Source organism: Nitrosomonas limosa, from assembly GCF_054188085.1.
In genome coordinates this window covers 2,837,593-2,863,399 of sequence record NZ_CM135180.1, presented here as the reverse complement: position 1 = coordinate 2,863,399, position 25,807 = coordinate 2,837,593, and the positions used below count along the sequence as shown (strand labels likewise).

General features: G+C 46.3%; 25 protein-coding genes. 5 read left to right on the top strand and 20 right to left on the bottom strand.

What is annotated here, in order from left to right:
- Positions 1 to 15: 15 nt before the first annotated feature.
- Complete coding sequence (locus ACV7NC_RS13360) at positions 16 to 387, bottom strand: hypothetical protein (RefSeq protein WP_458153082.1); 372 nt, start codon at positions 385 to 387, stop codon at positions 16 to 18.
- A gap of 120 nt (positions 388 to 507) precedes the next feature.
- Between ACV7NC_RS13360 and ACV7NC_RS13355 the strand changes: the two genes are divergently transcribed.
- Positions 508 to 879: a hypothetical protein gene (locus ACV7NC_RS13355; RefSeq protein ID WP_458153081.1), complete on the top strand. Its 372-nt coding sequence runs from the start codon at positions 508 to 510 to the stop codon at positions 877 to 879.
- Between the two features lie 15 nt (positions 880 to 894).
- On the opposite strand, the gene ACV7NC_RS13350 is transcribed toward ACV7NC_RS13355, so the two are convergent.
- From ACV7NC_RS13350 to ACV7NC_RS13305, 10 genes are all read right to left on the bottom strand, one after another.
- Positions 895 to 1,326 (bottom strand): GNAT family N-acetyltransferase, encoded by a 432-nt coding sequence (locus ACV7NC_RS13350; RefSeq protein ID WP_458153080.1) that lies wholly within the window; start codon positions 1,324 to 1,326, stop codon positions 895 to 897.
- Positions 1,327 to 1,354: 28 nt separating this feature from the next.
- Positions 1,355 to 2,650 carry an adenylosuccinate synthase gene (locus ACV7NC_RS13345; protein WP_458153078.1) on the bottom strand — a complete coding sequence of 432 codons (1,296 nt, stop codon included), beginning with the start codon at positions 2,648 to 2,650 and terminating at the stop codon, positions 1,355 to 1,357.
- Positions 2,651 to 2,685: 35 nt separating this feature from the next.
- Complete coding sequence (locus tag ACV7NC_RS13340; RefSeq protein ID WP_458153077.1) at positions 2,686 to 3,837, bottom strand: ATP phosphoribosyltransferase regulatory subunit; 1,152 nt, start codon at positions 3,835 to 3,837, stop codon at positions 2,686 to 2,688.
- 44 nt (positions 3,838 to 3,881) lie between these two features.
- On the bottom strand, positions 3,882 to 4,067 hold the full coding sequence (locus ACV7NC_RS13335; protein WP_292916609.1) for a DUF2065 domain-containing protein: 186 nt from the start codon (positions 4,065 to 4,067) through the stop codon (positions 3,882 to 3,884).
- A 271-nt stretch (positions 4,068 to 4,338) separates the two neighbouring features.
- The gene (hflC, locus tag ACV7NC_RS13330) at positions 4,339 to 5,214 is read right to left on the bottom strand and encodes a protease modulator HflC (RefSeq protein ID WP_458153076.1); all 876 of its coding nucleotides are present in this window, start codon (positions 5,212 to 5,214) and stop codon (positions 4,339 to 4,341) included.
- Positions 5,215 to 6,405 (bottom strand): FtsH protease activity modulator HflK, encoded by a 1,191-nt coding sequence (hflK, locus tag ACV7NC_RS13325; RefSeq protein ID WP_458153075.1) that lies wholly within the window; start codon positions 6,403 to 6,405, stop codon positions 5,215 to 5,217.
- A gap of 21 nt (positions 6,406 to 6,426) precedes the next feature.
- Positions 6,427 to 7,593, bottom strand: coding sequence for a GTPase HflX (gene hflX, locus ACV7NC_RS13320; protein WP_458153074.1), 1,167 nt, complete (start codon positions 7,591 to 7,593; stop codon positions 6,427 to 6,429).
- 29 nt (positions 7,594 to 7,622) lie between these two features.
- Positions 7,623 to 7,868, bottom strand: a complete 246-nt coding sequence (gene hfq, locus ACV7NC_RS13315; protein ID WP_458153072.1) for an RNA chaperone Hfq — start codon at positions 7,866 to 7,868, stop codon at positions 7,623 to 7,625.
- 238 nt (positions 7,869 to 8,106) lie between these two features.
- A complete protein-coding gene (locus tag ACV7NC_RS13310; RefSeq protein ID WP_458153071.1) occupies positions 8,107 to 9,099 on the bottom strand; it encodes a cytochrome-c peroxidase in 993 nt (330 codons plus the stop codon).
- A gap of 163 nt (positions 9,100 to 9,262) precedes the next feature.
- A complete protein-coding gene (locus ACV7NC_RS13305; protein ID WP_458153070.1) occupies positions 9,263 to 9,823 on the bottom strand; it encodes an RNA pyrophosphohydrolase in 561 nt (186 codons plus the stop codon).
- Positions 9,824 to 10,028: 205 nt separating this feature from the next.
- Between ACV7NC_RS13305 and ACV7NC_RS13300 the strand changes: the two genes are divergently transcribed.
- Positions 10,029 to 11,738 carry a proline--tRNA ligase gene (locus ACV7NC_RS13300; RefSeq protein WP_458153069.1) on the top strand — a complete coding sequence of 570 codons (1,710 nt, stop codon included), beginning with the start codon at positions 10,029 to 10,031 and terminating at the stop codon, positions 11,736 to 11,738.
- Positions 11,726 to 12,316: a lytic transglycosylase domain-containing protein gene (locus tag ACV7NC_RS13295; RefSeq protein WP_458153068.1), complete on the top strand. Its 591-nt coding sequence runs from the start codon at positions 11,726 to 11,728 to the stop codon at positions 12,314 to 12,316. Before ACV7NC_RS13300 ends, ACV7NC_RS13295 begins: the two co-directional genes overlap by 13 nt.
- Positions 12,317 to 12,367: 51 nt before the next feature.
- Here ACV7NC_RS13295 and ACV7NC_RS13290 read toward each other — a convergent pair whose 3' ends face one another.
- The 9 genes from ACV7NC_RS13290 to ACV7NC_RS13250 all read right to left on the bottom strand — a co-directional run bounded on the left by ACV7NC_RS13290 (position 12,368) and on the right by ACV7NC_RS13250 (position 22,104).
- A complete protein-coding gene (locus ACV7NC_RS13290; RefSeq protein ID WP_458153066.1) occupies positions 12,368 to 12,829 on the bottom strand; it encodes a TlpA family protein disulfide reductase in 462 nt (153 codons plus the stop codon).
- 21 nt (positions 12,830 to 12,850) lie between these two features.
- Positions 12,851 to 14,383 carry a 2-isopropylmalate synthase gene (locus ACV7NC_RS13285; protein WP_458154947.1) on the bottom strand — a complete coding sequence of 511 codons (1,533 nt, stop codon included), beginning with the start codon at positions 14,381 to 14,383 and terminating at the stop codon, positions 12,851 to 12,853.
- Between the two features lie 225 nt (positions 14,384 to 14,608).
- Entirely contained in the window at positions 14,609 to 15,391 is a 783-nt protein-coding gene (gene pssA / locus ACV7NC_RS13280) for a CDP-diacylglycerol--serine O-phosphatidyltransferase (protein ID WP_458153064.1), read from the bottom strand.
- Between the two features lie 138 nt (positions 15,392 to 15,529).
- Positions 15,530 to 16,195, bottom strand: a complete 666-nt coding sequence (locus tag ACV7NC_RS13275) for a phosphatidylserine decarboxylase (RefSeq protein ID WP_458153063.1) — start codon at positions 16,193 to 16,195, stop codon at positions 15,530 to 15,532.
- A gap of 56 nt (positions 16,196 to 16,251) precedes the next feature.
- Positions 16,252 to 17,268 (bottom strand): ketol-acid reductoisomerase, encoded by a 1,017-nt coding sequence (gene ilvC / locus ACV7NC_RS13270; protein WP_458153062.1) that lies wholly within the window; start codon positions 17,266 to 17,268, stop codon positions 16,252 to 16,254.
- Between the two features lie 115 nt (positions 17,269 to 17,383).
- Entirely contained in the window at positions 17,384 to 17,875 is a 492-nt protein-coding gene (gene ilvN, locus ACV7NC_RS13265) for an acetolactate synthase small subunit (protein WP_458153061.1), read from the bottom strand.
- 4 nt (positions 17,876 to 17,879) lie between these two features.
- The gene (locus ACV7NC_RS13260) at positions 17,880 to 19,583 is read right to left on the bottom strand and encodes an acetolactate synthase 3 catalytic subunit (RefSeq protein ID WP_458153060.1); all 1,704 of its coding nucleotides are present in this window, start codon (positions 19,581 to 19,583) and stop codon (positions 17,880 to 17,882) included.
- 118 nt (positions 19,584 to 19,701) lie between these two features.
- Positions 19,702 to 21,174 carry a metalloprotease TldD gene (gene tldD / locus ACV7NC_RS13255; protein ID WP_458153059.1) on the bottom strand — a complete coding sequence of 491 codons (1,473 nt, stop codon included), beginning with the start codon at positions 21,172 to 21,174 and terminating at the stop codon, positions 19,702 to 19,704.
- Between the two features lie 66 nt (positions 21,175 to 21,240).
- Complete coding sequence (locus tag ACV7NC_RS13250) at positions 21,241 to 22,104, bottom strand: carbon-nitrogen hydrolase family protein (protein ID WP_458153058.1); 864 nt, start codon at positions 22,102 to 22,104, stop codon at positions 21,241 to 21,243.
- A 242-nt stretch (positions 22,105 to 22,346) separates the two neighbouring features.
- Between ACV7NC_RS13250 and glnE the strand changes: the two genes are divergently transcribed.
- Both glnE and ACV7NC_RS13240 read left to right on the top strand, forming a co-directional pair.
- Positions 22,347 to 25,136 (top strand): bifunctional [glutamate--ammonia ligase]-adenylyl-L-tyrosine phosphorylase/[glutamate--ammonia-ligase] adenylyltransferase, encoded by a 2,790-nt coding sequence (gene glnE / locus ACV7NC_RS13245; protein ID WP_458153057.1) that lies wholly within the window; start codon positions 22,347 to 22,349, stop codon positions 25,134 to 25,136.
- Positions 25,137 to 25,238: 102 nt separating this feature from the next.
- Positions 25,239 to 25,796, top strand: a complete 558-nt coding sequence (locus tag ACV7NC_RS13240; RefSeq protein ID WP_458153055.1) for a pilin — start codon at positions 25,239 to 25,241, stop codon at positions 25,794 to 25,796.
- Positions 25,797 to 25,807 lie beyond the last annotated feature (11 nt).

The following is a 25,807-nucleotide window of genomic DNA, read 5'->3' as shown; positions in this document are numbered from 1 at the left end:
TATTTTCCACCATTCTCACTGTTTCTTGATCACTGCCGGCGGTTTGCAGTAATAGCGCGACGGAAACTCCGGGTTATTGCGCAACCGGTTACGTATCACATCACCGCCTTCATTGACACAAACCGCAATTGACTGATCCAGGCTGGGAAAATATTCATTGGATCCGGGTTGCGCTGAAGTTGGCGGAACACGCGCGCGGATGCGAGCGCATATCTCTGGTTCATTTGCTTTAGGCGGATCGCTTTCCATCGCCGGTAACGGACACAAGTTGCAGGGATCCCCCGGACACAAGCAACCCTCGCAGCTCGCCAGCACCGGCGCTGCAAATAAACTTAACCCGGCACTGAAAGCGATCATGATGGCTCTGAAAAAAAATAACTTTGGCATTTCTCTTCCCTAAATGTTAGATAAACACTGAACAATAGCTTTTTGCTATACTGATTTTACCCTAACTCAAACGCTGACAAGCAACTCAACCAGTTTTCAAACTCATAGGCGATGATGAACATGAACCGTCACACACAACCATTCCCCCGCAACCATTTCCGCTGTACTGGCTGCACGTTGCTATTGTTGCTGAGTGCTTGGATATTGCCGGCACAAGCGGATACCATCGAGTTGTTGCAGAAAAATGCCAGTATCGCGTATGAAAAAATGATGGATGCAAAAAAATCCGCGGATGCTCTGGCAAAAGACGCGGCACTCGCCCAAAGAAAAGTAAACACTGCAAAACAAAAACTGGCGGAAGCCGAACAAGAAGCCGAAGCTGCAAAGATACGATCAGAGCGCGCCAGGATGGCTGCCCAACAGGCAACCGATCAATGGAAACAAGCTACCGATGCTTTGGCCAGTGAATGGGGAAATTCCGAGGTGAAGTAGACGCTCGCTGCATTTTCACAGCAGCCGCAATTCCATTTTGACATGCGGTATGCCAGCTTCCATGAATACTTCACTGCAGACGTTAAAACCGAATTTTTGATAGAACGGTACTGCGTAAGTTTGCGCATTCAGCATCGCTTTCTTTTGCCGCCGTTGCTGCAATTCTTGCAAAAGCGCTTGCAACAATGCCGCCCCGAATCCTTGTCCGCGCCATTGTTTGAGTACCGCCATGCGTCCGATGCGTCCGTCCGGTATCAGTCTCGCCGTCCCGACCGGTTGTCCGGCGGCATTGAAGGCCAGCGCATGGACACTGACAGCGTCGAACTCATCCCATTCCAATGCTTCGGGAACTTGTTGTTCTTGAATAAATACCGCCGTGCGAATCGTGCGTAATGCAGATGCTTCGTGTTGCCAGCTCACAATCCGTACCGACGCGGCGGAACCCATGATTAATTCCGGTCAGTCGTCCTGAAGATTAATTAAACGGGTGGCGAAGCAGGATCGTGTCTTCGCGATCCGGACCGGTAGATATCATGTCGATCGGAATTTCGCAGACTTCTTCGAGGCGCCGTAAATAATTCTGCGCAGCTTTCGGCAATTGAGAGAATTCCCTGATACCGGCAGTATTTTCCGACCAACCCGGTATTTCTTCATAGATGGGTTCGCAGTGATCAAGATCATCCGCCCCGACCGGCAAAATATCGCTTTGCTTGCCATCGCTCAACCGGTAACCAATTCCCAAATTAAGACTCTCGACACCGTCCAATACGTCCAGCTTGGTAATGCACAATCCGGTCACACCGTTGATCTGGATCGAACGCTTCAGCGCTACCGCATCAAACCAGCCGCAGCGGCGCGGACGACCGGTTGTGGAACCGAACTCGTGCCCGCGGGCCGCCAAATGTTTGCCAACTTCGTCATCCAGTTCGGTCGGAAAGGGCCCCGATCCGACTCGCGTTGTATAAGCTTTGGTAATGCCTAGCACGTAATGCAGCATTTGCGGACCGACGCCGCTACCCGGCGCCGCTGCCCCAGCCACGCAATTACTGGAAGTTACAAACGGGTAAGTGCCGTGATCGACATCGAGCAGCGCACCTTGCGCGCCTTCGAACAGCAGATTATTGCCAGCTTTGTGCGCTTCATACAGCAGTCGCGGCACATCGGCAACCATCGGTTTAATCCGTGCGGCAAGCACTAATGCTTCGTCCATCGTTTTCTGAAAATCAATCACGGGCGCATGAAAGTAATTTTTCAGCACAAAATTGTGATAATCGAGAATTTCGCCTAATTTTGCAGCAAAGCGGTCACGATGAAACAAATCCTGCAACCGTACCGCTCGCCGCGCGACTTTATCTTCGTACGCCGGACCGATACCGCGCCCGGTCGTGCCAATTTTTCCAATTCCTCGAGCGGTTTCGCGAGCGTTATCCAGCGCAATATGGCACGGTAAAATCAACGGACACGCCTCGCTGATACGCAAGCGGCCACTGACGTCAATACCGTTATTCTCAAGCATGTCGATTTCATTGAGTAACGCTTCCGGCGAAATCACCACGCCGTTACCGATGTAACACACCACGTTGTCACGCAGAATGCCGGAAGGAATCAGATGCAGCACAGTTTTCTTATTGCCGATAACCAAGGTGTGACCGGCGTTATGCCCCCCCTGGAAGCGCACCACGCCTTGCGCATGATTAGTCAGCCAGTCGACGATCTTGCCTTTCCCTTCATCTCCCCATTGCGTCCCGATGACGACAACATTTCTTGTCATAGTTGTTATCTCTAAAAAATTCTGTTTTCCGGAAATTATATCCCTTTAACGATCCATTGATCGTCATGCCAGACCAATTGCCGATCGCAAATCTGTGATTCATTCGGCTGTCCTGGTAATTCGACGATGACAATTTCACCTGATTGTCGCAATTGTGCAATTTTGTTTTCAAGCGCTGGATTTTTCAGCGGATATGGCGCGCGGATGGCTTTCGGGTAGATTGCCGGTTTTACCAATCTCGCCAGTTCCCTGAGATCCATGCTAAAACCAGTTGCGGGGCGAGCCCGGCCAAAAGCTTTACCGATTTCATCATAGCGTCCTCCCAAAGCAATTGCATTCGAGCAACCTTGCGCATACGCGGCAAAGACCATCCCGGTATGATAGTGATAACCGCGCAGATCTGCCAAATCGAACGCGATCGTATCAACAAATGCACGCAACGCTGCTGCGACCGCCGATAATTCGTTAAGCGCCGATCTGACTTCGGGATAATCCGGCAAGCAATTGAACGCATCAGCTAATACTTTTTCATCCCCATACAATTCGGGTAGTAACAATAACGCCTCACGGGTATGCGCCGGCAGTTGCCCGCACAATTCACTCAATGTCGTAATATCTTTTGCCTGCAATACGGTGTATAGCTCGGATTCGAGTTGTTGCGAGATGCCCGCACCTTTGATGATGCTGCGAAAAACCGCGACATGGCCAAGATCCAAATGAATCTGGTTAACACCCGCGACTGACAAACATTGCAGCATCAACCGCTGTACTTCCAGATCGCTTTCGAGACCGGCATGACCATACAATTCCGCACCAATTTGCAGTGGCTCGCGCGTTTTGGTGATAGCGGAAGGCACTGTATGCAACACGCTATTGACATAGCATAGCCGAGTGACGCCTTCGCAATTCAATAAGTGTGCATCGATTCGTGCAACCTGCGGCGTCATGTCAGCACGTAACCCCATCATCCGGCCGCTCAATTGGTCGATGACTTTGAACATGCGTAAATCCATATCGCTGCCGCTGCCGGTCAACAATGATTCAATATATTCCAGCATCGGCGGAATCACTTGCTGATAACCATGCACCCTCAGCAAATCAATAATCTGCCGGCGCATACTTTCGATTTGCAACGCTTCTACGGGCAATATATCTTCGACATATTCCGGAAGTAACCAATTACGCATATATTAAAAATTGTTAGCTATCAAAGATAGAATTGAACAACCATTCAACTGAAGATAAGAAGCAGCATTACGCCGACCATCATGGAAGTCAAACCGATAAACCGTATCTGATTGTCGTTGGTTTCGATCAATCTTTTGAAAGCTTCCCGCCACGCTTGTGGCGACAAAAATGGCAGCATCCCTTCGATAATTAACATCAACGCTATCGCGTTCAAAAAATTTTCCCACATTTAAACGATAACCTCATGCGCTATTAACGCTTTCACGTCGATTTAACCAATCGTGCACTACAAAAATTAAGAGGTTCTGTTGTAATCGAGTGCAAAAAACTACGATTCCCAGAACCTCTTCATAACCAATCAAAACAGCAGATCCAAAACTCATCAAGTAATCATAGTGCCGTCTATCCGAACCTAATCCGCTTAATATCAGAAGCGAAAGAATATCAATCCATTATGCTGGGAATTAAACACGATCATCACTCGATGGGATCACTGTTAACTATTTATTGATCGACGGATTCTTCAAATATTTAAAGAACTCGGAGGTCGGTTCAAGAACCATCATATCCCCTTTGTTTTTAAACGATTGCTTGTATGCATCGATACTACGCCAGAATGCGTAAAATTCAGGGTCTTTCTGAAAAGCCGCAGCATAGGTTGCGGCTGCTTGACTATCGCCATCACCCATAGTTTTTTGCGCTTCACGATATGCTTCCGCCAGAATAATTTCCCGTTGTTTATCGGCATCCGCACGGATTTTCTCTGATTCGGCAGCACCGGTTGAACGCAATTCGTTCGCGACTCGTTTACGTTCCGCTTCCATACGTCTGAATACCGATTCGCTGACTTCTTGCGGCAAATCCACCCGTTTCAGACGCACATCCACAACTTCTACACCAATAGAGCGGGCATCATTGTCAGCTTTTTGGCGCATGATTTCCATGATAATGTCGCGTTCACCGGACACCACGTCATGCACGGTACGATTACCGAATTCGTCCCGCAGGCTTGCATTAATCGTTTGAGCCAGCCGGGTTTGCGCCAGTCCTTCATCACCGCGCACACTGATATAATATTGTTTTACATCAACAATACGCCATTTCACAAAAAGATCCACTAGCACGTTTTTCTTTTCTGAAGTAATAAAGCGTTCAGGTTCTTCAGTATCCATCGTCAGTATGCGTTTCTCGAAATAACGCACGTTCTGGGCAATCGGGATTTTAAAATACAAACCGGGCTCGGTTTTTACATCAATTACTTCCCCCAGTTGAAACAGGATGGCTTGCTGCCGCTCATCCACAATGTAAATAGCCGAGCTGCCAAAAAAGAAAACGGCAACAAGAATACCTGTTAATACGGATGTTATGCTTTTCATCTATCTTATCTCCCGTTCGCGGCTACGAAACGATTCGCGTGCACGTAGGCTGCTGTCAGGCGTCGCTTCTTGAATCATAGGTTGAACCGTTACTGGTGCAACCGGTTGAGAGCCGCTGATATTGATTAACTTATCCAATGGTAAGTACAACAGATTGTTGCCATTCTTTTGATCGACAATAATCTTGCTGGTATTTGAAAGCACTTGTTGCATCATATCCAGATACAACCGTTCTCGCGTCACTTTAGGTGCTTTACTGTATTCCGTAAGAATCTGCTCAAAACGACTGGCGTCACCCTCTGCGCTTACAATCACACGTTGTTTATAACCTTCGGATTCCTGGATTAACCGCGCCGCATTACCAACCGCTCTTGGAATAACATCATTTGCATACGCCTGGCCTTCATTCTTTTGACGTTCTCTATCTTGACCGGCCTTCACGGCATCATCAAATGCAGCTTGAACCTGTTCCGGCGGCTGCGCATTTTGCATTGTTACTCTACTGATCGAAATACCGATCTCATAGCGATCCAGAATTTTTTGCATTAACTGGGTTGCGTTAGCCGCTACCTGTTCACGGCCTTCGTAAAGAACATAGTCCATTTTGCTTTTACCGATGACTTGTCTAATGGCGGTTTCAGCCGCTTGCAACACGGCTTCATCAGGATTTCTGTTCTTAAACAGAAAATTCTCAGGATTATTTAAAATGTATTGAACTGCGAATTGAATATCGATGATATTTTCATCGTCAGTTAGCATTAACGATTCTCGCAGAACTTTACTTCTAACATTATTGCGGTAACCAATCTCAACGGTTCGTACTTGACTGACATTGACTATCTCCACCTTCTCAACCGGATAAGGCATATGCCAACGCAAACCTGCCGGTGTCGTATCAACATATTGTCCAAATCTTAAGACCACCCCCCGATGGCCTTCATCGACGATGTAGAACCCGCTGGCCAACCATACGACAACCAATAGACCGAGGATTAGAGCGATACTTCCACCACTTTGCGGCGTAGGCCCTGAAGAGCGAGAGCCCTCGTCTCCACCACCACCACCGCCACCGCCTTTCTTCTGTCCAAATATATTATTAATTTTTTTATTGACGTTACGCAGCACATCATCTAAATCCGGTGGTCCAGAATCACCTTTATTTTTCCCCCATTGAGGATCATTTAATCCCATAATCTTTCCTATTTTGTTCGTTCAAAAAAGTTCTCGTACCTTAGTACAACCTCCAAGTTCATCCCCGATTTTATTATTTACTACTTTTTCATTAAATTTTTTGGAGTTTTCTACGATTGCTTCTAATAGTGCCTGCCTTACAAACTCAATACCCTCGCCAGTTCTTGCGCTTAAACGAATTCGCGATATTCTATCATATTCATCGCGCACGAAACTTTTCCTGCAATTTGTATCATCAACACAGTCAATTTTGTTAAACACTAAAATCTGTGGAATCGTATCAGCCCCGATTTCTTTTAATATCTTATTCACTTCATCTATTTGCTCATTCTTATTTGGACTGCTGGTATCAATTACATGAAGCAGAATATCGGCTTGTACAGTTTCTTCTAACGTTGCACGAAATGCTGCAACCAGTGTATGCGGTAATTCACGAATAAATCCGACAGTATCAGATATGACGACTGTACCCTCTTCAGACAAAAAAACTTTCCGTGTTGTCGTATCAAGCGTAGCGAAAAGCTGATCAGCCGCATAGGATTGCGCATGCGTTAGTTTATTGAATAATGTTGATTTCCCCGCATTGGTATATCCAACAATCGACACCGATATCACTTTCGAGCGCTGCCGTGATCGCCGTTGAACACTCCGTTGACGTTGCAGGTTTGCAAGTTTTTCCTTAAGTAACTTAACTCGTTTCTTAATTAACCGCCGATCTGTTTCTAACTGAGTTTCACCCGGGCCACGCAAACCAATACCACCTTTCTGTCTCTCCAAGTGCGTCCAACCTCGTACAAGGCGAGTAGCAAGATGTTCTAGCTGCGCCAGTTCAACTTGTAGTTTCCCTTCATGGCTTTTCGCACGCTGAGAAAAAATATCCAAAATCAGACTAGTGCGATCAATTACATTGCAATTCAATCGCATAGATAAATTGCGTTGCTGCGCGGGCGATAAATCATGATTGAAGATTATTAACGCAGCTTTCGTTTGCAGCAGTTGCTGCGCAATTTCATCAACTTTTCCGCTGCCGATAAAGGTCGTCGGATCAGGGCGGCTACGTTTCCCTTCAACAATTGCCAGCACTTGAAGTTGATCACTGACCGCTAGCTGTTCTAGCTCCTGCAAACTTTCTTTATGGGTGGCATTTCCAAAATCTATTCCGACAAGTATAGCCGCATTTGCGGCCATCGCCTGATTCTTACCCGACTCAGATAACATCAAGTATCGCGTGATTCCATAGTTTCAATGGGAATTGAAACGGCTCTCGCAGGCACAACTGTTGAGATTGCATGTTTGTATACCATCTGTGTAACTGAGTTTTTTAACAGCACCACATATTGATCAAACGAATCAATTTGTCCTTGTAGTTTAATACCATTCACTAAATAGATTGACACCGGAATATGTTCTTTCCGTAAAACATTGAGAAATGGATCTTGTAGTAACTGCCCCTTGTTACCCATTGGTAACTCCCTCTTCTAATTATTGGTTATCGGATAAGTGACTCTACTTCATTTTTGGATGTAAATCTACAACAGATTATACTCATATCTGCAAATTTCGTCATAGTCTGCCGATTTTTTAGCCGACCATGGCCGCATCGGCATTACGGAAATTGACACCCAGATTCGCTTGAACCTGGATGCCAATTTTAACTCTCAGCCAATACTTATTCTCATAGTTCGAGTATTGATTTTGAACTCAGAACGGTACCGGTTTCGGGGTATTGTTATTGGAAGGCGGCAGAATCGGTAACTTGATATCCGGCTGCTCTCCCGTTAATGTTTTCAAGAAAGCTACGATGCTGTCAATTTCTTTTTTATTAAAATCACGATCTAACTGCACCTTACCCATTGTTTTAACTGCATCTTCCAATGTTGCTGCCGCACCATCGTGAAAGTAGGGGTAGGTTAATTCAATGTTACGTAATGTTGGAACTTTGAAAACATTCAAATCGGTATCTTTTCCAGTAACCGCTTTTCTTCCCTCCGCTTTGCTAGTGGTTTTATAAGGATGATGCACGCCGAATTTTTGATATAGCGCGCCGCCAACTGCAGGACCGTTATGACATCCGGCGCAACCACTGCTTTTAAATAATTCATAACCTTCCAGTTCTTGAGCGCTCAACGCTTTCTTATCACCTTCCAGCCATTTGTCGAATCGTGATCCCGGCGTCACCAAAGTTTCTTCAAAAGCGGCGATCGCGGTCGTCACTCGGTCGATATCCACTTGGTCAGAACCAAAAGCTTTTGCAAAGTGCTCTCGGTATTGAGGAATTGATTGCAACACTTCTACCGCAACCTTGTGGGTGGATGCCATTTCGCCAGGATTTGCAATCGGTCCCCCGGCTTGTTCTTTCAGATCCTTAGCACGTCCATCCCAGAATTGCGCCAAATTCATGCTCGCATTCAATACTGTCGGCGCATTAATCGGACCTTGTTGCCAAGCATGTCCAATTGAAGTTGGAATATTATCCGTTCCGCCCATGCTGAGATTATGGCAAGAATTGCACGAGATAAAGCCAGATTTCGAAAGTCGTGGATCAAAAAACAACATCTTTCCCAATTCAACCATGTCAGCATTTGTTACTTTGACAGCTTTGATGGGTTGAATCGGCTCATTGGCTGAAACATTCATCGAAGTGACTAGAGCCCCAATCGATATCAGTGACGCAACCAGTGTACGTGTCTTCATCGGTATTCTCCCTACCTAAAATAATTGAAAAAACGGCTGTAATGGCGCAGCCGATTACGCCTAATAAAACACCAGAAATTGGAAATTTAGCAAGAAAAAGCAGAAAAACTTAAATCAGTAACTGCAACTATAAATGCATCTTTGCAAATCCTCAACAGATTCATTATTCGTTAATTTCCAGCCGATCTGTGAGTATTTTCTTTGCTTGTCTGGTTAAGCTGCTATTGCTGTCACCAGTACTTTGACAAGGATCCGTCTTTAACAAACGTGATAACTCTGTTAAAGCTTGCTTATAAACTTTGCGCTTGAATTCAACAACCGTATCCAGCTCAACCCAATATTGATTCCATCGCCATGCATCAAACTCCGGGTGCGCACTTCTGCGCAAGGAAACATCGCTATCACGCCCAATCAAACGCAGAAGGTACCATATTTGCTTTTGCCCCTTATAGTTTCCACGCCATTCACGTCTTATCCAACGGTCAGGCACTTCATATCGCAGCCAATCGCGTGTGCGTCCAATAATTTCGACATGATTAGGGCGCAACCCGATCTCTTCGCTTAACTCCCGATACATGGCTTGCTCAGGGCTTTCTCCTGATTTAATGCCACCTTGGGGAAATTGCCAAGAATTCTGCCGTATTCGTTTACCCCAGAAAACTTCATTCTTCGAATTCAGGAGAATAATACCAACATTGGGACGATATCCATTACGATCGATCATTTGAGTTATTCATTTGATCCATTAAATAAGTGGATTTTTTCATACTTTACTATAGATTAAAAGTGCCCTAAAACAGAAAATTACATCTCGCAGCGTTTGTTTAAAGAAAGTGATCAACATACCTGCGATATTTTGTTTGATGCGCACTTTCCCTTGAGTTTCAAGGTAAAATCGCAATTGCTTTTATTATAATATGGAATCGTTCATGCGCGTCTCGCAATTTTTTATTACTACATTAAAAGAAGCCCCGGCTGAAGCCGAATTGATTAGCCACCAACTTATGTTGCGCGCTGGCCTTATACGCCGGTTAGGCAGTGGATTGTACACATGGATGCCTTTGGGTCTCAGGGTCTTAAGAAAAATAGAAAACATTATCCGTGACGAAATGAATCGGAGCGGCGCCATTGAGGTTTTGATGCCCGCGATACAACCGGCTGAATTATGGCAGGAAAGCGGGCGCTGGGAGGTATTCGGACCTCAAATGCTCAGAATTAAAGATCGGCATGAACATGATTTTTGTTTTGGTCCCACGCATGAGGAAATCATCACCGACATCGCACGCAGGGAGGTCAAAAGCTATCGCCAGTTGCCGCTGATTTTTTATCAGATACAAACAAAATTTCGCGATGAGATCCGCCCCCGCTTCGGGGTCATGCGTGCACGCGAATTTATCATGAAAGATGCGTATTCCTTTCATACCGACGAAAAAAGTCTGATGCAAACCTACCAGTGCATGCATGAAACTTATACCCGTATTTTCACACGCCTGGGATTGAAATTCCGCGCTGTTGCCGCTGATACCGGCGCGATTGGCGGCAGTGGCTCGCATGAATTTCATGTATTGGCAGATTCTGGCGAAGATACCATTGCGTTTTGTCCAAACTCTGATTACGCCGCCAATATCGAATTGGCCAGTTCATTACTCTCGCCAGCAGATCGGGATGAAGCAGCAGGAGTGATGAAAAAGATTGCAACCCCTGAAAAAAAAACCTGCGCCGAAGTTGCAGAGTTCCTGAATATTCCTTTGGAAAAAACTGTTAAAACGCTTGCCGTTAGGGCCAATGATCAAATTTATTTACTATTGCTGCGCGGCGATCACCAGCTAAACGAGTTAAAAGTAAGGAAAATCCCTTTTTTATCGGGATTTCAGATGGCCAGTGAAGAGGATATCCTGCAAGCTACTGGAACCGTGCCAGGCTATATTGGCCCCCTAGGTTTGGATACTTGCGTTATTGCCGATCGAGCAGTGCTCAATATGAGCAATTTTGTCTGTGGCGCAAATGAAGAAGGCTTCCACTTTATGGATGTCAATTTCGATCGCGATCTTAGGCTGCCGGAGCATGTCTTTGATATCAGAAATGTCGTTCCTGGAGATCGCTCACCGGACGGCAAAGGTATTTTGGAAATATGCCGCGGAATTGAAGTGGGACATATCTTCCAGTTACGTACCAAATATTCTGAAATCATGAAGGCTAATTTTCTGGATGAATCAGGGCAGATTAGAAATATGGAAATGGGTTGCTATGGTATCGGCGTATCGCGCATTGTCGCAGCCGCTATTGAGCAGAATCATGATGATCACGGCATAATTTTTCCATCAGCGATGGCTCCCTTTCAGCTAGCGATCATTCCGATCGGGTTGCATAAAAACAACCAGATCGCGGAAACAGTGGAAAAATTATACAATCAATTCATTGATGCGCACATTGAGGTTTTGCTGGACGATCGAAACGAACGGCCTGGGGTGATGTTTGCAGATGCCGAGTTAATGGGCATCTCGCATCGAATCGTTATCGGCGAACGCGGACTTAAAGAAGCAACCGTTGAATATCAAGGCCGTAGAGATCAAGTTTCGCAAGCAGTGCGCCTTGATGAGATTTTTTCATTTATCACAGCCAAGCTATGCACAAATTAATTTTTACAATTTTCGTTTTGCTGTTTTCCGGGATCTCCAGCGCCAATAATCCTCATTATGAGCAGCTGGCCGCCAGCACCCAAACTATCATCCTTCACGATACAAGCGATCAAGCGGCTTCCTATACTGAGTATGCAGCGGTAGCGGATAACGTCACCTGGCTCATCAGTATGAGCCGCCGCCTGGAAAAATACATGCCGGATATCCTTGAACGCGAAGCTTTTCTCAGAACCGTATACTATGAAGCGACACGTGCAGGACTTGATCCTCAGTTAGTACTGAGCGTCATTCAAGTGGAAAGCGGCTTTAAGAAATACGCGGTTTCCCATGCCGGCGCGCGCGGCTATATGCAAGTAATGCCATTTTGGGTCGGTGTTATCGGACACCAAGATCATAATTTATTTCATCTGCGCCTTAACTTACGTTATGGCTGCACTATTTTGCGGCACTACCTCGACAAAGAAAAAGGCGATTATTTCCGGGCGCTGGGAAGATACAACGGCAGCCTGGGAGCCGCTTCATATCCGCAATTGGTTTTCAACAAATGGCAAACCACCTGGCGCTATACCCCCTCATAACCGGCCATTCGGCAACAACACTGTCGCTGCTTGAATATCTGCAAATCCACTTTATTTTCTTTCAGCCGACTTTAAATCAATGAAGTTCTCAATGCTCTCTCTCGAAATAATCCCTTGCTGACGTGCTGCGGGATTACCTTCAGGGTCGTAAAAATAGGTACTGGGCAATAGTGAGACATCATCCAGCTGCGCAGCGATCTGACGGTTACCGAATACAATCGGATAGTTGATGGCCATTGATTGCACAAACTCCATAACGATCCGTGGATCATCCGAATCCATCGCTACACCAATCACTATGATATCTTTGCGATCTTTGGAAAGAGAAATTAAATCAGGGATTTCTTTCAAGCAAGGCGGGCACCAGGTTGCCCAGAAATTAACCAGCACCCACCTGCCTTTGTAGTCTTGAAGCTTATGAATTTTCCCTGCGGTATCCTGAAACTGAAATCCATACACTTGAACGCTGAACATCAGAAGCAATACGCAAGATAGCACGCTTAACTTTTTCATATCTCGAAAACCTTTAAAACACTAAACTTGCGGATGAGCTCGTTCTAACTTGCTGCAAAGCTTATTTAAAGCGCTCAAATAAGCTTTTGCTGAAGCTACGACAATATCAGTATCCGCACCATGACCATTTACAATCCGGTCGGATTTTCGTAATCTAACCGTAACCTCGCCTTGCGCATCGGTGCCGCTGGTAATATTGTTAACCGAAAACAATTGCAGTTCCGCGCCACTTGTCAGTAATTTCTCAATTGCCCGGAAGGTTGCATCTACTGGCCCGCTACCTTGAGACTCAGCACGCATTTCATTACCATTTTCAGAGATCACGATTTGGGCATAAGGAATTTCACCCGTTTCACAATGAATGGTCAACGATATCAGCCGATAACATTCATGCAACACCAATTCTTCTTCTGAAGCCAGCGCATGCAGATCTTCATCGAATATTTCATGTTTCTTATCCGCCAATTCCTTGAAACGCATAAACATATTATTGAGCATTTCTTCAGATTCCAATTCAATCCCCAATTCCAGTAACCTGCTGCGAAATGCATTACGGCCGGAATGTTTTCCCAGCAATAATTTATTGGCATTCCAGCCCACGTCTTGCGCACGCATGATTTCGTATGTTTCGCGATGCTTCAACACGCCATCCTGATGAATACCCGATTCGTGCGCAAAAGCATTCGCGCCGACAATCGCTTTATTCGGTTGCACCGGAAAGCCGGTAATGCCAGAAACGAGCTTACTGGCCGACACAATATGCGTGGCATCAATCTTAGTATCGCAAGAAAAAAAATCCTGGCGTGTGCGGACAGCCATAACAATTTCTTCCAGTGCAGCATTTCCAGCTCTTTCGCCCAGACCATTGATCGTACACTCAACCTGCCGTGCGCCATTCATCACGGCAGCCAGTGAATTGGCCACTGCTAACCCTAGATCGTTATGACAATGTACCGAAAAAATCGCCTTATCGGAATTCGGAATACGTTCACGTAAATTGCGAATAAGCTTACCGAACTGCTCTGGCATGGTGTAACCGACTGTATCCGGAATATTAAGCGTAGTCGCACCGGCGTCGATAACCGCTTCCAGAATCTTGCACAAGAAATCAATTTCTGAACGCCCTGCATCTTCCGGTGAGAATTCAACGTTATCGGTATATTGCCGCGCCCATTTGACAGCTTTTACAGCCTGCGCAACTACCTGATCCGGAGACATTCTCAGCTTATTTTTCATATGAATGGGCGATGTTGCAATAAACGTGTGGATACGCGCTGATTGTGCCCCTCTGAGCGCCTCACCGGCACGTTGAATATCCGATTCGATCGCGCGGGCTAAACCGCATACCACGCTTTCTTTGACCGTATCCGCCACTGCCTTGACTGCTTCGAAGTCACCGTTGGATGCAGCCGGAAAACCCGCTTCAATCACATCCACCCCCATCCGCTCCAGTTGCCAAGCGATACGCACCTTTTCTTCCCGGGTCATAGAGGCGCCGGGGCTTTGTTCGCCATCACGCAGTGTTGTATCGAAAATAATTAAATGATCTTGCATCATGCTCTCCACTTGAGGAAGAAATCTAAAAGAATAACAAAATTCGTTAATCGAATTTTATAGGGAAGAAATGAAATTGGGATAGGAAATTTAGCGCGCAGGGCGCAATAATAGGACCGATAGTTTTTTTATCGGGGAAGGAAGGAAATCACAAAATTGGAAGTTGTTATTCAGATACATCATGGCTGCGACTATAAATATTTTTTCCTTCCCATGCAATAGAAATTAGCGATTAGATCCATCAGGATTCTTTTTATTTCTACCAAAACGCCATAATTTAATGATATATCCTGAAAATGCATAGGCTGCAAATAGAATGAATAACACCACAGGCGGATGACTTGGAATCAGCACAAAAAAGAACAATACCAATAACAAAACCGTAAAGAATGGAACTCGGCGCCGCAAATTTATCTCTTTGCCGCTATAGTAAGGAATATTGCTCACCATCGTTAATGCGGCAAATAGCGTCACAATACTTGCCAGCCACTTGATTTCACTGCCTTGAATTTCAAAATTCAGCATCACCCACACCAATCCTGCGATTAATGCTGCAGCAGCCGGGCTGGGTAATCCTTGAAAAAAACGCTTATCAATTACCTCAATATTGGTATTGAATCGAGCTAATCGCAGCGCAGCGCAGGCACAGTAAATAAACGCAATAATCCAGCCCCATTGCTCCATCTCCTTGAGTGACCATTCATAAACGATCAATGCAGGCGCAACTCCGAATGAAACCATATCGGACATACTGTCGTACTCAGCCCCAAACTCGCTTTGCGTTCCGGTTAACCGCGCCACGCGACCATCCAGACCATCCAGCACCATCGCAATAAAAACAGCGATCGCAGAATACTCAAAATTCCCGTTCATTGCCTGCACGATCGCATAAAAACCAGCAAATAATGCGGCCGTCGTAAACAAATTGGGTAACAAATAGATACCACGGCGACGAAGTCGCGACTTTATTACAGTACGCTCAGGTAGTAGATCAGGTGTTATGGGCATTCGACTGCCTTGGAAACACAGTAAATAAGAATTCAATTGTGCTGACTGCACTAACGATCGCTTTCCTCAGAACCATCATTCCAAGTACCGGTTAACGCTGTAGAAATATAGGTAATGCACCAAAAGAATTTATTTGTTTCAGCTTGTAGCGTTAGCTTCTTCACGAAATTCTGCCAATATGGACGTAGTCGCAAAAACTTTATCACCGATATTGACATTCACTTTGGTATTCAGCGGCAAGTACACATCCACTCTCGATCCAAAACGAATAAATCCGAAGCGTTGTCCCTTCGCCAAGTGATCGCCAAGCGACGCATGGCAAATGATGCGTTTCGCAATTAAACCGGCAACCTGTACACAAGTTACATCCGCACCGTTATCGGCTTTAATCCAAAGGGCATTGCGTTCATTTTCCAGTGATGCTTTAGGCAAATCAGCATTAATGAATTTTCCCGGAAAATACCATTTGTTGCGAACTTCACCATCGATCGGACTGCGATTGGAATGAACATTAAATACATTCATAAACACGCTGATTTTAACCGCTTCTCTTTCTAAAAAAGGATCTTGTGTTTTCTCAACGGCTACTATCCGACCATCAGCAGGCGCCAAAACAGCATTGAGTGCAACCGGCACCTCCCGTGGTGGGTCCCGGAAAAACTGCAAGACAAAAATAGCAATAACCCAGAATGGTATTGCCCAATACCAATCGACAAACAGGGTCATACCGATTGCTGCTGAAAATGCGATCAAGATATGCAGCCAGCCTTCGCGTGCAATAATAGGATAAGGATAGTAAACCATGAATAAATGACGCCAATAACTTAATTAAAGTAGAGAATCTGATCAGAATCAATATGCTAATTTTTTCCTTGATCAACCAGTTTATTTTTCTTGATCCACGGCATCATATCGCGCAATTTTGCACCCACTTGCTCAATCGGATGTTCGGATGCGAGACGGCGACTCGATTTGAGTACAGGCGCACCTGCTTGATTCTCCAGAATAAACTCACGGGCATATTCTCCGGTTTGAATTTGTCGAAGAATTTTCCGCATTTCCTCACGGGTCTGGTCGGTAATTATTCTAGGTCCACGCGATACATCACCATATTCTGCGTTATTGGAAATTGAATATCGCATATTTGCGATTCCACCCTCATAGATGAGATCAACGATTAATTTTACTTCATGCAAGCATTCAAAATAAGCCATTTCCGGAGCATATCCAGCTTCGACCAATGTCTCAAAGCCGGCTTGAATCAATGCAGTTAGTCCACCGCAAAGCACCACCTGTTCACCGAATAAATCGGTCTCGGTTTCTTCCTTAAACGTCGTTTCGATCACGCCGCCGCGCGTGCCGCCATTTGCGGCTGCATAAGATAATGCCAGATCCCGCGCCTTACCCGATTTATTCTGATGCACTGCGATGAGTGTCGGCACCCCACCTCCCTGCAAATAGGTTGAACGCACCAAATGCCCAGGACCTTTTGGAGCAATCATGATGACATCCAAATCTTCACGCGGAGCCACTTGACCGTAATGAATATTAAAGCCATGAGCAAACGCCAACGTAGCGCCTTTTTTCAATGCCGGTTCGATTTCTTTTTTATACACAGATGCAATTTGTTCATCCGGTAATAAAACCATTACGACATCGGCCCCTTTAACCGCATCGGCCACTTCTTTGACTTTCAATCCTGCCTTTTCTGCTTTACCCCACGATGCACCATCCTTCCGCAAGCCGACCGTAACCTTGACGCCAGATTCGCTTAAATTATTCGCGTGAGCATGCCCTTGAGAGCCGTAACCCACGATCGTAACTTTCTTTCCTTTAATAAGAGACAAATCTGCGTCTTTATCGTAAAAAACTTTCATTATTTTCCTTTTATACAAATGTTGGATAGAAACAAGCCAATAAGAAATCGCTCGTTAACAAAATAAACACCGTGGATTTAAGCTTTCAAGGCCCGGATTAATCTGCAAAAACGAATTATACCTTTAAAATCCATTCGCCGCGCCCGATGCCCGACGCACCCGTGCGCACGGTTTCCAATACAGCGCTCTTATTGACGGCTTCAAGAAACGCGTCCAGCTTTGAGCTTGTGCCCGTCAGCTCAATCGTAAATGATTTATCGGTGACATCGATGATGGAGCCTCGAAAAATTTCCGACAACCGTTTGATTTCCTCTCGATCAGGCCCGATCGCGCGCACTTTTACCAGCATCAACTCCCGTTCGATATGATTGCCGTCATTCAGGTCTATAATTTTGACCACTTCGATCAGTTTGTTTAGCTGTTTTGTCACTTGCTCGACAACATCATCGGATCCTACCGTAACCAGTGTCATACGGGACAGGGTCGGATCCTCCGTTGGCGCTACAGATAGTGACTCGATATTATAACCCCGCGCCGAAAACAGACCCGCAACTCGAGACAAAGCTCCCGCCTCATTTTCCATTAATAAAGAAATTATATGTCGCATTTAATTACACCAAAATCATCTCAGAAAGCCCTTTACCACCTGGCACCATTGGAAAAACGTTTTCGGTCTGATCTGTAATGAAATCCAGAAATACCAATTGATCCTTGAGCTTAAAGGCCTCTTTTAATGCGCCTTCAATGTCTCCAGGCTTTTCGATGCGCATCCCGACATGTCCGTAGCTTTCAGCCAATTTAATAAAATCAGGGAGCGCATCCATATACGACTCGGCATAGCGATTGCCATGGAAAAATTCTTGCCACTGCCTGACCATGCCCATATAGCGATTATTTAAGTTGATAATTTTTAGCGGCAACCGGTATTGTTTGCAGGTTGACAGCTCCTGGATACACATTTGGATACTGGCTTCACCAGTAATACAAGCCACTTTCCCTTTCGGATTAGCCAATTGCACCCCCATGGCTGCGGGCATGCCAAATCCCATCGTGCCTAGCCCGCCGGAATTGATCCAGCGCCGCGGCTTATCGAATTTGTAAAACTGCGCAGCCCACATCTGATGTTGCCCGACATCCGAAGTTACGAATGCGTCCCCTTTGGTAACATCAAATAATTTCTCAACAACCATCTGCGGTTTAATAATTTTGCTGTCACGATCAAATTTCAAGCAATCCCGCTCACGCCAGAGATCAATCTGTTTCCACCATTCCTTCAATGCCGATTGATCGGGTTTTGCATTTTCGGATTTCAGCAATTTTATTAATTCTTTCAGCACATCCAGAACATCGCCGACGATCGGAACATCGACTTTTACTCGTTTGGAAATCGATGAAGGATCAATGTCAATATGGATAATTTTCCGGTTCTCATTGTAAAAATGTTTCGGATTACCAATCACACGATCGTCAAAGCGGGCGCCGACCGCAACCAGCACATCGCAATATTGCATCGCCATATTCGCTTCATAAGTGCCGTGCATGCCTAGCATTCCCAAGGACTGCTTATCGGTACCCGGATAACCGCCCAACCCCATCAAGGTATTGGTACATGGAAAATTCAGCAGTTGCGTTAATTCCGTCAATTGTGCCGCAGCATCACTCAATATCACACCGCCACCGGTATAAATCATCGGACGCTTAGCGCTCAATATCAATTCCGCGGCTTTCTTGATCTGCCTTGCGTGTCCTTTCACCACCGGGTTATAAGAACGCATCGTTATCTTGTCCGGATACACAAACTTGGTTTTCTGTTGTGAAACATCCTTTGGAATATCAACGAGAACGGGGCCAGGGCGCCCGGTCGAAGCAATATAAAAAGCTTTTTTGATGGTCTGCGCCAGCTCGGTCACATCCTTAACCAGAAAATTATGTTTAACGCAAGGGCGTGTAATACCCACCGTATCAACTTCCTGAAATGCATCCAAACCAATCGCGCTGGTCGGTACCTGACCGCTAATAATCACCAACGGAATGGAGTCCATGTAAGCAGTTGCGATTCCTGTCACCGCATTGGTGACGCCCGGACCGGAAGTAACAAGCGCAACCCCCACCTTGTTGCTGGAGCGCGCATAACCATCTGCCGCATGGAGCGCGGCTTGCTCGTGGCGGACTAAGATATGACGAACCTTATCTTGCTTAAACAGTTCATCGTAGATAAATAACACCGCGCCACCAGGATAGCCGAAAATACATTGCACCCCTTCTTCTTGCAAACACCGTATGGTAATTTCAGCACCGGTCAGTTCTACACTCATGCTAATTGCACCCTAATATCAATTTCAAAACAAGTTATAAAAATTCACAAAAACTTCATTACCGCTATCGTATCAAAAAACTCAAAGACACAAAGCAAAAGGCGTAACGTCAAAAGGATTAAATACCCGTTCCACCCACTGTCAATCCGTCGACGCGTAGCGTCGGTTGCCCGACACCAACCGGCACGCTTTGTCCCTCTTTGCCGCAGGTGCCTACCCCCGGATCTAGCAGCATATCATTGCCGATCATGGAAACCCGCGTTAATACATCCGGGCCATTACCAATCAAAGTAGCACCTTTAACCGGGTAAGTAATCTTGCCGTCTTCAATCATGTACGCTTCTGCCGCCGAAAAAACAAATTTTCCGCTGGTAATGTCAACTTGACCGCCGCCAAAGTTGGCTGCATACAGTCCATGTTTAACAGACGCGATAATTTCGGCCGGATCCTTGTCTCCGTTCAACATATAAGTGTTGGTCATGCGTGGCATGGGAATATGCGCGAAAGATTCTCTCCGGCCATTGCCGGTTACCGGCAAATCCATCAAGCGGGCATTCAAACTATCCTGCAAATAGCCTCGCAGTATGCCATCTTCTATCAATACAGTACATTGCGTCGGATTACCTTCGTCATCGATATTCAACGATCCCCGCCGCCGGGGAATGGTGCCGTCATCGACTACGGTAACGCCAGGCGCCGCCACCCTTTGCCCTACGCGACCGGAGAATGCGGAACTTCCCTTGCGATTGAAATCGCCTTCCAATCCGTGACCAATCGCTTCATGCAGCAATATCCCGGGCCAACCGCTACCCAGAACAACCGTCATCGTGCCAGCAGGCGCCGGACGTGCATCCAGATTAACCACGGCCTGATGTACCGCTTGCCTGGCGTAATCCTGCAAAACTTCATCAGTAAAGTATTCGTAACCAAAACGCCCGCCACCGCCAGCCACTCCTTGCTCGCGCCGGCCTTTCTCCTCGGCGATTACTTGCAGCGACAGCCGGACCAAAGGCCGCACATCGGCTGCCAGCATGCCGTCGCTGCGAGTGATCAAGATCACTTCGTATTCACCCGCCAATGACGCCACCACTTGCGTAATCCTGGAATCGAGTTGTCGGGTATAGCGTTCGACTTTCTCCAACAATGCCACCTTCTCCGCGTCCTTCAGGCTCGCAATCGGATCTTCGGGCAAATATAATTGCGCCCGCTGATTCAACCCTGCCCGCTTTGCCACTTGCACCGCTTGCGGATTGCCCTGATGGGCAATTGCACGTGTTGCCTGCGCAGCTGTTACCAAAGCCGGCATGCTGATGTCGTCGGAATACGCAAATCCGGTTTTTTCACCGCAGATCGCACGAACGCCGACGCCTTGGTCAATATTGAAACTACCCGATTTCACAATACCTTCTTCCAGCATCCAGCCTTCAGATCGGTTGTACTGAAAATAGAGATCCGCATAATCGATTTGATGAGACAGTAACTGTCCCATTACTTGTTGCAAGCCGGATGCGTCCAGATCGTATGGCATCAGCAAGCAGCGATTTGCAATCGCCATAAAATCTTTATCTTCCGCAATACCTTCAATATTCATAGTTGTAATTCAATTAATCACGCTGCAGCCGCAATAGGCCCATCACGTAAAATTTCAAATGCACGCTCAGCAGGCTTGTAAAGTCCGGTGATCCAGAGCGGGCAGATTGGCTCGCAAACTCGATTGATAATCGGGATCAATCGTCGCTACAACAGCACCGGAACCACGCGGCAGACGTTCTATCACTACCCCCCACGGATCAACAATCATGCTATCGCCATTGGTTTCGCGTCCATTTACGTGATACCCGCCTTGTCCCGGTGCTATCACATACGCCATGTTTTCAACAGCGCGCGCCCGCACCAGAACTTCCCAATGCGCTTTCCCGGTAATCGCGGTAAATGCAGCCGGCGCCAGGATAATATCAACTTTATCCATCAGCCGGAATAATTCCGGGAACCGCAAATCGTAACAGATCGACAAACCGATCCGGCCAAAAGGGGAATTTACCGTGACCACTTTATCCCCCGCCTTGATCGTTTTTTCCTCGGCATAACGCTCGTGTCCCAGTTGCAAACCAAACAAATGAATTTTGTCGTAACGGGCCATTTGCCGACCGTCATCCGCATAAACCAGACAGCTATTATAGACTTTATCAGGATCCGGCGAAGCCAGCGGCACTGACCCCCCCACCAGCCAGATTCCTAAACGCTTTGCGGTGTCACTAAGAAATTTCTGAATCTGCCCTTCGCCCGGTTGCTCCCGCACTGCCAGCTTATCCGTATCTTTCATGCCCATAATGCAAAAATATTCCGGCAGCACAACCAATTTGGCGCCACGGCTAACGGCATCTTCAATCAGTCGCGCCGCTTCCTCGAGATTGGCGGATACACTCGGACCGGAAGCCATTTGTATAGCAGCCACACAAAAACCCCTGCTTGGGTCTTTACCAATGTTTGAGGGATGATCTTTAACTGTATTTTTCAACATACGTCACTTACTCTGGCTCAATGCCTGCAAAACTAAAATAAATCATTAGGGATGATGTAAAAATAAAATTTATTATCAACTAATTCAGTATACGCATTCCAGACGGTACCAAATTGATAATATTCAACCCGGATTCTAGCATTTAGTCAGATAACGATCTATTTCGTTTTATTCACAATTCTTATTTGATACTTTAATGTAAGCTTTTCGGTTATCCATACCAGTTAATGTCCGACTGACTCATGAAACAAGACAACGATTCTCCTGATGCTATTTTAGCCGCCGCGCTGCCTGCCAGCCGCTATGTACAACAATTATTGAACAGCGAGCCGGCACGAAAAATTAACTTGTTAAATAATCTGCACACCCCTTTTCAAAGAAAAGAAATGCAGAATTTTCTCGAATCACATTCAAGACAAATCGTAAACGAAGACAACTTGAATAGCTTACTTCGCGATTTACGCAAACAAGTCATACTTCGTTTAGCGATTCGCGATATCAGCGGCCTGGCCGATTTAGCGGAAGTGATGACCTGCATGACGAATCTGGCCGAAGTCACGATTGATTTCGCCCTTAAATATCACGAAATGTGGCTTGCACAGCCTGACCGATTTGGATTACCGCGCGGTGAAAACAGTCATGCGGTCCAGCATTTACTGGTGGTTGCCATGGGCAAACTCGGTGGCGGAGAACTGAACGTATCATCGGACGTCGATCTGATCTTCGTATACCCCGAGGATGGTGAAACCGATGGCGCCAGATCGATTTCAAACCATGAATTTTTTGCGCGCCTTGGGCGCAAATTAATTGCCAGTCTCAACGATTTTACCGCTGACGGTTATGTCTTTCGCGTCGACATGCGGTTACGGCCACATGGAGAAAACAGTCCTTTAGCCATCAGCTTCCCGATGCTGGAGGAATATTTCATCAAGCATGGCCGGGAATGGGAACGCCATGCCTGGATCAAGGGACGCATTATCGCTGGTGGCGACGATAGCGAGAGCGAGTCCACTTTGATGGAACAAATCGTCAGACCTTTCGTATTCCGCAAGTACCTGGACTTCAATGCTTACGAATCGATGCGCCGCTTGCATGCACAATTGCGCAAAGAAGTCGAACGCCGCGAACTGCACGACAATATCAAACTCGGACCTGGCGGCATTCGGGAAATCGAATTTATTACACAGGTTTTCCAATTAATCCGCGGCGGCCGGGATGTGGATTTATGCATCCGGCCAACTCTCAGTGTTCTGGAGCGGCTGCAAAAAAAACAGCAATTGCCTGTTCAAGCTGTAACAGAACTCATAGAAGCTTATCGCTTCCTGCGAAAACTGGAACATCGCCTGCAATATCTGGATGATCAGCAAACTCAAACCTTGCCATTGAATCCCGAAGACCAGCACCGCATCGCGATGGCAATGGGTTTTAGCGGCTACGAGCGATTTATGCAACAGTTGGACAGACACCGGAGTGACGTAACACGTCACTTTGAGCTCATTTTTGCCACTCCCCGGAAATCTCCCGCGCATGACATGCTGGCTAATTTATGGCAGGCCGAGGCGCATGATATTTCACAAACCGAAGCCGCTACCACGCAACTTAGCACGATGGGGTTCTCGGAGCCCGCAAAAATTTCGGAACGGATCCGCTCTTTCTATCAAGATACAACCTATCAGCATCTCGCAGAAACAAGCCAACAGCAAATCATTACATTGATACCCATGCTCATTGAAGCAGCCTCTGGATATCCGCCTGCCGATATTACCTTGGAACGTATGCTGCAATTACTCGAAAAAATCAGCACCCAATCTTCTTACTTGGCGTTGCTGCTGGAACACCCGCATACCTTGCAGCGCGTCGCGGAACTTGCCTGTACTAGTCAATGGGCCAGCGATTATTTGGGGCGCCATCCTATCCTGCTGGATGAATTATTACGTCAACACGAACCGCACCCGGTTCCCGATTGGAAAATACTCAATAACGAATTGATTTATCAATTGAATCATGTCAACAATCCGAAAAATGACGTAATCGAGTGGCAAATGGATGTTTTGCGGCATTTCCAGCATGCGCAAGTATTCCGCCTGCTGGTCACCGATCTTGAAGGCTCCTTGCAGTTAGAGACATTGAGTGATCACCTGACCGCACTGGCTGATTTGGTCTTGAACAATGTCCTGACTCTCGCTTGGTCCGGCTTGAAGAAACGCCATCGGGAAAACCCCGCTTTCGCAATCATCGGGTACGGCAAATTGGGCGGGAAAGAACTCGGATATGCTTCGGATCTCGACATCGTGTTCTTGTACGACGACGACCATCCCGATGCCGCAGAAATTTATACCAAGCTGGGACAAAGCATCAACGCATGGTTGACCCGCCATACGTCCGCCGGACTCCTGTATGAAACCGATCTGCGCCTGCGCCCGAATGGTGCTTCCGGCTTACTGGTCAGTTCGATGGAAGCATTCGCGCAATATCAGCACCGCCAGGCTTGGGTATGGGAACATCAGGCGTTAACCCGCGCCCGATTCGTCGTCGGCGATCCGCACGTTGGCGATGTTTTTGAGCATACCCGCAAAGAAATTTTGTGCAAGCAACGCAACCTTGATGAACTTAAAAAAGAAATATTGAAAATGCGTGAAAAAATGCTGGAAGCACACCCCAATCCAACCGCGTTATTTGACATTAAACATGATCGAGGCGGTATCATTGATGTCGAATTTATTGTGCAATATCTGGTGCTCGGTTACTCGAATCGTTACCCACAGCTTACCGGGAACATTGGTAATATCGCGCTCTTGAAACTTGCGGGAGAACTGGAACTCATAGGCAAAATCACTGCGGAAAAAACGCGTTCAGCCTATCGCGAATTCCGGCGCATCCAGCACCGCCAACGATTGAATGGTGAAGCAGATATGGCCGGCAGCTCGCCAGTGGACGGCCAAGCACAAAAATTCACCCGGGTTGAAGACAATCATCTAAAAGATGATCGCAAAGCAGTATTGACGCTGTGGGAAGAAGTTTTTGGAAACTAATACCAATACATTGTTTTAAATGACTGTTCACCCAATGATGGATTTCAGCTCGCCTCAACATCTAAATTAATCATGAATTACTTTAAATATAATTGATAACTATTGAATATAAAAGAGGAATTAATTTTTAATAATTCTGGCATGAATTCTGCTAATGATTCAATACACACATCGGGTGTGTTCTACTCACAACCTAAAGGAGAACAACAAATGCAACAAGTACAAAAAGGTTTTACCCTGATCGAGTTAATGATTGTTGTAGCCATTATTGGTATTCTGGCTGCGGTAGCGGTGCCTGCTTATCAGAATTACGCATTAAAGGCAAAATATACAGAGGTAATTAATGCAACAGCAGGCATTAAAGCCGGTATTGAAGTATGTGTACAAGAAGGTAACTGCTTTAATGCGGGCGGCCCTGCAATACAAAACGTTGCTTTTGGTGCTTTTGGATTGATACCGGCAGCTCCTGTAGCTAGTACTTTCTTAAATGGTGTCGTTGTTACGGCCGCCGGTCAAATTACAGCTACTGCCACAGCGGTTCAAGGATTGAATAGTGAAACTTATATTCTAACGCCCGCCGTCGACGCTCAAGGAAAAGTTACATGGACAGTAAATGCAGCAAGTACCTGCCGTACTCGTGCTGCAGGTGCAATATGCTAAAGCATAATTAG

Excerpts from the sequence above, each read along its gene's own strand:
- ilvC (WP_458153062.1), bottom strand. The coding sequence starts at position 17,268 with ATGAAAGTTTTTTACGATAAAGACGCAGATTTGTCTCTTATTAAAGGA.
- ACV7NC_RS13360 (WP_458153082.1), bottom strand. The coding sequence starts at position 387 with ATGCCAAAGTTATTTTTTTTCAGAGCCATCATGATCGCTTTCAGTGCC.
- ACV7NC_RS13340 (WP_458153077.1), bottom strand. The coding sequence starts at position 3,837 with ATGCGTAATTGGTTACTTCCGGAATATGTCGAAGATATATTGCCCGTA.
- ACV7NC_RS13295 (WP_458153068.1), top strand. The coding sequence starts at position 11,726 with ATGCACAAATTAATTTTTACAATTTTCGTTTTGCTGTTTTCCGGGATC.
- ACV7NC_RS13300 (WP_458153069.1), top strand. The coding sequence starts at position 10,029 with ATGCGCGTCTCGCAATTTTTTATTACTACATTAAAAGAAGCCCCGGCT.
- ACV7NC_RS13275 (WP_458153063.1), bottom strand. The coding sequence starts at position 16,195 with ATGGTTTACTATCCTTATCCTATTATTGCACGCGAAGGCTGGCTGCAT.
- ACV7NC_RS13305 (WP_458153070.1), bottom strand. The coding sequence starts at position 9,823 with ATGATCGATCGTAATGGATATCGTCCCAATGTTGGTATTATTCTCCTG.
- ACV7NC_RS13285 (WP_458154947.1), bottom strand. The coding sequence starts at position 14,383 with ATGCAAGATCATTTAATTATTTTCGATACAACACTGCGTGATGGCGAA.
- ACV7NC_RS13350 (WP_458153080.1), bottom strand. The coding sequence starts at position 1,326 with ATGGGTTCCGCCGCGTCGGTACGGATTGTGAGCTGGCAACACGAAGCA.
- ACV7NC_RS13310 (WP_458153071.1), bottom strand. The coding sequence starts at position 9,099 with ATGAAGACACGTACACTGGTTGCGTCACTGATATCGATTGGGGCTCTA.
- hflX (WP_458153074.1), bottom strand. The coding sequence starts at position 7,593 with ATGGCCGCAAATGCGGCTATACTTGTCGGAATAGATTTTGGAAATGCC.
- hflK (WP_458153075.1), bottom strand. The coding sequence starts at position 6,405 with ATGGGATTAAATGATCCTCAATGGGGGAAAAATAAAGGTGATTCTGGA.
- hfq (WP_458153072.1), bottom strand. The coding sequence starts at position 7,868 with ATGGGTAACAAGGGGCAGTTACTACAAGATCCATTTCTCAATGTTTTA.
- ACV7NC_RS13345 (WP_458153078.1), bottom strand. The coding sequence starts at position 2,650 with ATGACAAGAAATGTTGTCGTCATCGGGACGCAATGGGGAGATGAAGGG.
- ACV7NC_RS13355 (WP_458153081.1), top strand. The coding sequence starts at position 508 with ATGAACCGTCACACACAACCATTCCCCCGCAACCATTTCCGCTGTACT.
- ACV7NC_RS13335 (WP_292916609.1), bottom strand. The coding sequence starts at position 4,067 with ATGTGGGAAAATTTTTTGAACGCGATAGCGTTGATGTTAATTATCGAA.
- ACV7NC_RS13260 (WP_458153060.1), bottom strand. The coding sequence starts at position 19,583 with ATGAGTGTAGAACTGACCGGTGCTGAAATTACCATACGGTGTTTGCAA.
- hflC (WP_458153076.1), bottom strand. The coding sequence starts at position 5,214 with ATGAAAAGCATAACATCCGTATTAACAGGTATTCTTGTTGCCGTTTTC.
- ACV7NC_RS13250 (WP_458153058.1), bottom strand. The coding sequence starts at position 22,104 with ATGTTGAAAAATACAGTTAAAGATCATCCCTCAAACATTGGTAAAGAC.
- ACV7NC_RS13290 (WP_458153066.1), bottom strand. The coding sequence starts at position 12,829 with ATGAAAAAGTTAAGCGTGCTATCTTGCGTATTGCTTCTGATGTTCAGC.
- pssA (WP_458153064.1), bottom strand. The coding sequence starts at position 15,391 with ATGCCCATAACACCTGATCTACTACCTGAGCGTACTGTAATAAAGTCG.
- glnE (WP_458153057.1), top strand. The coding sequence starts at position 22,347 with ATGAAACAAGACAACGATTCTCCTGATGCTATTTTAGCCGCCGCGCTG.
- tldD (WP_458153059.1), bottom strand. The coding sequence starts at position 21,174 with ATGAATATTGAAGGTATTGCGGAAGATAAAGATTTTATGGCGATTGCA.
- ilvN (WP_458153061.1), bottom strand. The coding sequence starts at position 17,875 with ATGCGACATATAATTTCTTTATTAATGGAAAATGAGGCGGGAGCTTTG.